Source organism: Paraburkholderia sp. BR10141 (assembly GCF_056155635.1).
The window spans coordinates 1-1,207 of sequence record NZ_JBMIQH010000119.1; the positions used below are offsets into that span (position 1 = coordinate 1).

At 65.3% G+C, this 1,207-nt stretch carries 1 protein-coding gene; it reads left to right on the forward strand.

From position 1 onward, the window contains the following. On the forward strand, positions 1-1,193 hold a 1,193-nt coding region (locus ACOJB8_RS41070; protein ID WP_475017970.1), incomplete at its 5' end, for an ISNCY family transposase. Between the last annotated feature and the right edge of the window lie 14 nt (positions 1,194-1,207).

A 1,207-nucleotide genomic window follows, 5' to 3' on the forward strand; every position in this document is an offset into this window, starting at 1 on the left:
GCCTGGCGTTGCGCGCCCTGATGATCATCCGCGAGCGCTACGCCGATTTCGGGCCGACGCTGGCCCGCGAGAAGCTGGACGAATGCCACGGCATCCGGCTGTGCAAGGAAACGGTGCGCCAACTGATGACCCAGGCCGGCCTGTGGGTGCCGCGCAAACAGCGTCCACCGAAGGTCTACCAGCCGCGCGCACGGCGTGCATGTTTCGGCGAGCTGGTGCAGATCGACGGCAGCGACCACCGCTGGTTCGAGGACCGGGCGCCGGCCTGCACGCTGCTGGTGTACGTGGACGACGCGACGAGCCGGCTGATGCACCTGCATTTCACGCAGACCGAATCGACGTTCAGCTATTTCGAGGCCACGCGCGCGTATCTGGAGCGCCACGGCAAACCGGTGGCGTTCTACAGCGACAAGGCGAGCGTCTTTTACGTGAAGCGCCGCGCCGAGACTGCAGGCAAAGGTGTCACCCAGTTCGGCCGGGCGATGTATGAGCTCAATATCGACACGTTCTGCGCGAACTCAAGCCCCGCCAAGGGCCGCGTGGAGCGCGCCAACCTGACGCTGCAGGATCGCCTCGTGAAGGAACTGCGCCTGCGCGGCATCAGCACGCTGGACGAAGCGAACGACTGGGCCCCCGCCTTCATGGCGGCCTACAACGCGCGCTTCGCGAAGCCGCCCAGAAGCCGGTTCGATGCACACCGGCCGCTGCGTGCGGACGAGGATCTCGACGCAATCCTGACCTGGCGGGTACAGCGCAAGGTATCGGATTCACTCACGCTGCTGAACGACCGCGTGATCTGGCTGCTGAAGGACACACCGGCAACCCGCCGGCTGATCGGCCGCTACATCGAGGTATGGGAGTATCCGGACGGTCGCATCGAGCTGCGGGCCGGTGGTGCAGCACTGCCCTGTATCCCCTATGACAAGCTCTCGGAAATCGACCAGGGCGCCGTGATCGAGCACAAGCGGCTCGGCCATGCGCTGCGCGTCGCCCAGGCGCTGCAGGCGCAACGCGATAACCGTCGCGTATCAGGCTCGCCATCCCGCACCAATCGCGGCGCCGCGGTACGCAAACCGAAACCATTGCCTGGCGCACGGAAGCAGCGCGAAGTGACGCTCGAGGACTTGAATGCGGCGGTAATGGGGACTCACCGCAACCCGGGAGGCTCGGTGCTAAAAACCCCCTCCAGATAGATATAAAGGACTGC